The following is a 5,430-nucleotide window of genomic DNA, read 5'->3' on the forward strand; positions in this document are numbered from 1 at the left end:
TCAAAAAGAGAGATACGAATAGGATTTTTTGAAGAGGGGACATAGATGTCAATAATATCGCCACGAAAAGAGATCTCTCCCTCCACCTGTACCATATCAACAAAAGTGTATCCCCAAAATAGCATCTGCTCTTTAAACGCAGTCAAATCAATCTCTGTACCAAACTCTAAACTCGTAGCACCAAGTATTTCCTCTTTTGGCAGATGAAAAAGTAGTGTCTTTAGAGGTGCTATAACAAGAGGTTTTTTCTTTGCAGAGTAGTAGCTTCTTAGAGCAAAAAAGAGTTCATGAAGTTCCTCTTTATAGGAGCGCAAATCATCCCCATAAGAGGGACGAAAATCAGGGAAGACAACAACATTTTTTTTAAAATATTTTGCTACTGTCTCTAAAGAAGCTGCCTCTTTTGCATCCTCACAAATAAGCACTTCTAAGGGTGACTCTTTTTTCGCTGTTTTAAAATAATTGTATAAAATTGCTTGTGACATAAAACTTCTTTATCTATTTTTTTACTATTTGAATCTTACTCATAGCTTCAAAAACTGACTGCCATGGTACTTTTTTCTCTTTTTCAAATATCTGATTATAATTTTTTTGTGTCCATTTAATAAACCAATAAGCATTTAAAGGGCGCTGTAAAAACCGTATTTCATAATGCAAATGAGGACCATTGCTCATACCAGAATTACCAGTATAACCTATGAGTTCTCCTTTTGCAACAAACTGCCCTGATTTGACAACAACTTTACTCAAATGCCCAAAATAGGTTTTAAATCCATAAGAGTGCGCTAGTATAATAAGATTTCCAAACCCACTGCGTTTATGATAACCTGACCACTCAACAATACCATTGGCAGTTGCATAAATAGGAGTATGTAACTTCGCTTTCAAGTCAGTTCCCTTATGAAACTCCCTTCTGTGCGTAATAGGATTAATTCTATAACCAAATTTACTCGTGATACCATAATATAGCACAGGAGAACCACTTGGAATGAGTTCTAAAAGTGTTGCACGCTCTTGAGAAGTGAGTTTTGTAATGTTGACGCGCTCTTGCAAATCAGCATTTGCAATTGGTTTGAGTCCCATCAACTCTTCTATCTCTGTAAGAGAGTCAGAAACGGCTTCAAGTTCTTCCTTTTTTGCCTTAAGACTCTTTTTCGTTTTTTGCATACTTGCTTGAAGCAGCAGATCTTCTGCTTGTAAATTTTTATAAGCTTTTTCTACATCTGCTCTTTTTGCACTGATTTTATCTACACTATAATTAAGATATAAAATTGTACCAACCGCCATTAATCCTATGCTAATAAGAAGTGCCAACAGATAAAAAAAGAACTTTTTAAGTAGTTTATGGACATTGAATTTCTTCACTCCATTTTCATCGTGAATCGTAATTGTAAAATGCTTATCCATTATAATAACTCCTTAAAAAGGTCTCAGCCACACTAAAAGAGCCAAAAACCAAATACTCTTGTGTTGAATCTATAGAGCTAAAATCACTATGCTTAATCCCTAAGTCACTAAGAGTCTCTTTTAAGAGAGCAGACTCTTCGATCCTCTCTTCATTAACTGCAATGATTTCGACCTCTTTGACAATAGGCTTTAAAATTCTCAAAATTTCTTTATAGTTTTTATCGCGGTAGCTATTGTATATAAGTCTGTATTTTTTCCCTTGTAGTGCCTTTGCAATAGAGCTTGCAGCCAATGTATTGTGTCCTACATCAAGGTAAATATTTTCATTTAATTTTGAGAGTCTTCCAAAAAGTTTTGCATGAAAAAAGTTCTTAGCTTCATAATCAATACCTAAAAATTTCAATGCGGCAATGGCAAGTTTGAGATTATCTTGCAAATACTCTACAAGTCCAAGCTCTTTTGTAATATGAGTGACTTTTTTCTCATCTGCTGCGTTTAGATACTCTGTAAATGGAACAATTTTAAGTAATTTTTTCGCTGCAATCTCTGCTGCAACGATATAAACTTCTTTATGAGGTTGCAGCGCTAAAATTGCAGCAGACTTGACTGCGTTTAGCTTTGTAGTAGCTATCTCTTTTATACTTGTACCCAAAAAAGCTTCATGATCAAAATCTATTGGTGCTACTAAAGTAAGTATATTATCAAATACAGCAGTCGCATCATACTCTCCTCCCAAACCAGCTTCAAGGACTATATAATCGCATTCTTGATAACACAAAAGTGCTATAAGAGTTGTGTATTCAAAATAACTCAAAGCATCTGCATCTTCTAAAGAGAGCAGTTGGAGCAACTCTTTATGCGCTTTATCTAGCTCTGGCGTGGCAATATTTTTGCCATTACACCAAATGCGTTCGTTAAATTCTAAAATATGTGGAGAAGTATAGTGAGCTGTAGAGAAGCCAAGAGAGTAAAGAGCAGTGGCCAAAAAGCGTCCTGTTGTCCCTTTTCCATTTGTACCCACGAGATGAATAATTTTAGGAATTTTTACTCTATTTTTAATCTTTGCATAAATTCTAGGCATACGAGTATAGTCAATTTCATCATAATAGAGAGGTTTGTTTTCTAAAAATTTTTCTAACACAACTATTTTTTATACTCCACGCGGTTTCTACCTTCGTGTTTTGCTTTATAAAGATACTCATCGGCAGAATTAATCGTAGCTTCTGCTGAAACATGATTTTTTCGCTCACTTACTCCAGCACTAATGGTTACTTTTATGCGTTTACCTTTATAAACAAAACGGGCTTTTTGGACATGCTCTCTTGCTTTTTGTGCAAAAGTTACACCACCTTGTAAATCTGTATCGCTCAAAATTGCCAGAAACTCTTCTCCACCAAAACGCCCTACTATATCAACTGTTCTAGAGTCATTTTTAAGTATTTTTGCAACGGCAGCTAAAATAGCATCACCAGCTTCATGTCCATAATTGTCATTCACTTTTTTAAAGTGATCTATATCAAACATTGCTACAGAGTAGTTACGCCCATAACGCTTATACTCGGCATCTTTAACCTTAATCATCTTGTCCAGTGCGCGTTTATTTACAAGTTTGGTTAAAAAATCTTCTTGAGACTCTTTTTTTGCATTTTCAAGCTCTTTTTCTAAACTGTTCACCCGATCACTCAGAAGTTTTACCTCCATTGAATGACCTTTTAGTTCACTACTGAGAAGTTGCGTATTTTTTTCTAAAGCAACGGCAATAGTAAAGAGTTTTTTATGTGCAACTTTAAAGTTTGTAGTTGACTCTTCACTATAAGACTCTAACTCTTTTTTTATCTCTTGAATCTCCAAATTAGATGTATCTGAACTCTCTATCATAGCAATTAAACGCAGAGATAATTTATCTAAAACGCCATCTATTGAACCGACCATATCTTTGACTGTCTTATTATCAAGTGCAATTCTTAGCGAAATAATCGACCTTATTTCGTTCTCAATTGTGTCTGATTCTAAAATAGCAGGATTATTTCTCAACTTATCACTAACAGAGGCTATTTCATCATTTACACTTGAAGCAATTGAGGGAACAAAAGAGGCTACAAGCAGTCTTGCAAGTTTTGTTAATTCATCTTTTGATTTGCTATCTTGGGATATATTTATATCTAAGCCCGTAATAGTTTTACGCAAATCAGAGCTATCTACTGCTCCATAAGGTTTGAGCTCTTGTAAAAATGTGTCATCATAAGTTGTAATGAAGTTCACCCATTGCTGTCGAAGAGAGTCTAACTGTTGGGGTTGTGAAGTTGACTCCATAATTTCTATAGTGCTTCGAGACAAAGAGGCTATCTCTTTGTTGTGTAAAACAGCTGCAACTTGCAATATACGCTTTGTAAGAAGAATTTGAGATTCTAAAATTTTTGTGCATTGTGTGGGATTTGTACGATTAAGCTTTGTCACCACATAACGGACAAACTCTTTTATTGTCTTTATATGATAATTTCGCAAATCTGCTTGAAGATCTTTATTGAGCAGCTGTATAGAGTTTTCTAAATGCTCACAATCTTCTACCTTCATATTTGCTTTTTTCGCCTCTTTACAAAAGGCTTCTGCATAAAAATCAGGCGTTAATAACTTCCCCTCTGCTTTTAGGCGTTTTAAGGCATTATTAATAATTTTTTTAATCATCATCGATCTCTTCTCCTATCTTTCTATGCGAGAGCCTTCGGCTGAGACTTGAGCAATAAATGATGAAATTGCCTTGGCTGAACCAAATTTAATAGCATCAAATCTCTCTTGATCAGTTAACACTGCGTTTGGTGATACAGCGAAGTCATAAGTACCACGAGATACATAATGTTTTTTAATATCTTTACTCTCTCTAGTAATATGAAGCGTAATTGTAGCACGATATGCAATAACAAAACCATCCGCATTGTATTGAATTGGTGCGTATGATGGTGGATTCAGCGCAATATTTAGATGTGTATCTGCATACTTTAAGCTTGTTAATGATGTATGAAATATCTCAACAAGTGCTGTATCCACCGCATCTTTAATTACAACCGTATTTTCAGGGTCTTGTGAAGATATAACAACATCGGTACTTATGCGATTGCCAAGCACTTCTCTTGCGTATTTTGAAGAGGGTCTGTATCCACATGCGTTTAATAAAACTACAATAATACTAAGCACTACAAACTTATAAAAATGTGGATAAAAGTGCAACTTAACCCTTTACAACGAAATTAACAAGTTTTTTAGGCACAACAATCTCTTTTACAAGCTCTTTGCCCTCAAGCCATTTTGCCACGCTCTCTTTTGCTGTAGCCAAAATTTCATCTTTACTTGCATCTGCTGCCACTTCAATCTCGCCTCGTTTTTTTCCATTTATAGAGACACCAAGAGAGAGAGAATCTTCGACAAAGACCTCTTCAACTATCTCTTGAGGAGCAAGGTTTTTCAAGTTGAAATATTTTTGAGAAATTTCCCAACATGTATGAGGAATAACAGGTTCCATAATTGCACTTAAAATCCAGTAACCCTCACTCCATACATCTGCATTTTTTTGTGCATTAAGTGCATTCATAGCTTCCATTACACCTGCTATCATCGTGTTAAAAGTATAGCGTTCATTATAAACATCTTCTGCTCTTTGAAGCGCTTCATATACTTTTTTGCGTGCGAATTTTTCCTCTTTTGATAGAGAAGCATGATTAATTTTTGGTTTAGTATCTGTTGACACAACATTGATACTTCTATCAAAAAATCTTTTAATAAACTTATAAGCACCATCGACCGCACTATCATTCCACTCTAACTCTTGTGTTGGTGGAGCTGCAAAAAGTATAAAGAGTCTCGCTGTATCTGCACCATATTTTTCTATAATAGCATCAGGATCAACAGTATTTCCTTTTGATTTACTCATTTTAGCACCATCTTTAAGTACCATTCCTTGCGTAAGTAGCTTATCAAAAGGCTCATCAAAATCAAGATAGCCTAAATCACGAAATACTTTTGTAAAAA

5 protein-coding genes and 1 pseudogene are annotated in these 5,430 nt (G+C 35.0%); all 6 read right to left on the reverse strand.

All coding sequences use genetic code 11. The annotated features are described in order from the left end of the window. Nucleotides 1–485 (reverse strand): annotated as a pseudogene (locus MVY38_RS01710) (transcription-repair coupling factor); the annotation flags it as partial. Between the two features lie 13 nt (nt 486–498). Beyond that, complete coding sequence (locus MVY38_RS01715; protein ID WP_297482839.1) at nt 499–1,407, reverse strand: M23 family metallopeptidase; 909 nt, start codon at nt 1,405–1,407, stop codon at nt 499–501. Then, nucleotides 1,400–2,548: a bifunctional folylpolyglutamate synthase/dihydrofolate synthase gene (locus tag MVY38_RS01720; RefSeq protein ID WP_297482842.1), complete on the reverse strand. Its 1,149-nt coding sequence runs from the start codon at nt 2,546–2,548 to the stop codon at nt 1,400–1,402. Before MVY38_RS01720 ends, MVY38_RS01715 begins: the two co-directional genes overlap by 8 nt. A 2-nt stretch (nt 2,549–2,550) precedes the next feature. After that, entirely contained in the window at nt 2,551–4,095 is a 1,545-nt protein-coding gene (locus MVY38_RS01725) for a GGDEF domain-containing protein (RefSeq protein ID WP_297482843.1), read from the reverse strand. A 12-nt stretch (nt 4,096–4,107) separates the two neighbouring features. Then, nucleotides 4,108–4,599 carry an LPS assembly lipoprotein LptE gene (gene lptE / locus MVY38_RS01730; protein WP_297482846.1) on the reverse strand — a complete coding sequence of 164 codons (492 nt, stop codon included), beginning with the start codon at nt 4,597–4,599 and terminating at the stop codon, nt 4,108–4,110. A 34-nt stretch (nt 4,600–4,633) separates the two neighbouring features. Next, nucleotides 4,634–5,430, reverse strand: a 797-nt coding sequence (locus tag MVY38_RS01735; protein ID WP_297482847.1) for a class I tRNA ligase family protein, incomplete at its 5' end; no start/stop codon positions are given.

It is taken from the genome of Sulfurimonas sp. (assembly GCF_027056685.1).
Taxonomy (GTDB): domain Bacteria; phylum Campylobacterota; class Campylobacteria; order Campylobacterales; family Sulfurimonadaceae; genus Sulfurimonas.